Genomic DNA, 292 nt, shown 5'->3' with positions numbered 1-292 from the left:
TGAAAGAATTTCCGATAAATTCTCTTTAATCTTTGCCGCTACATCCGGCTTATTCATGGAATACACGTGAATCGCGTCCACTCCATTGGCTATGAGATCGATAATCTGCTCCGTGGCATAGACGATCCCCGCCTGCTTCATGGCCGCCGGATTATCGCCGAACCGGTCCACGATCGCTTTAAACCGGGACGGCAGATATGTTCCTGACAACTGACAGCGATATGTTCCTGGATATGCCGAAATCAGCCCAGGCGCTTTACTTCCATCTTGGTATGAGGGCGGATGACGATGG

General features: G+C 50.3%; 1 pseudogene. It reads right to left on the bottom strand.

Annotated features, from left to right (window positions below):
- Positions 1 to 216: pseudogene (locus tag NE473_RS31890) on the bottom strand (methylenetetrahydrofolate reductase); the annotation flags it as partial.
- Positions 217 to 292 lie beyond the last annotated feature (76 nt).

The organism is Hungatella sp. SL.1.14 (assembly GCF_024460495.1).
In the GTDB taxonomy this organism is placed as follows: Bacteria; Bacillota; Clostridia; order Lachnospirales; family Lachnospiraceae; genus Hungatella; species Hungatella hathewayi.
The sequence above is the reverse complement of the archived record's forward strand: the minus strand, read 5'-3'. Positions and strand labels throughout refer to the sequence as shown.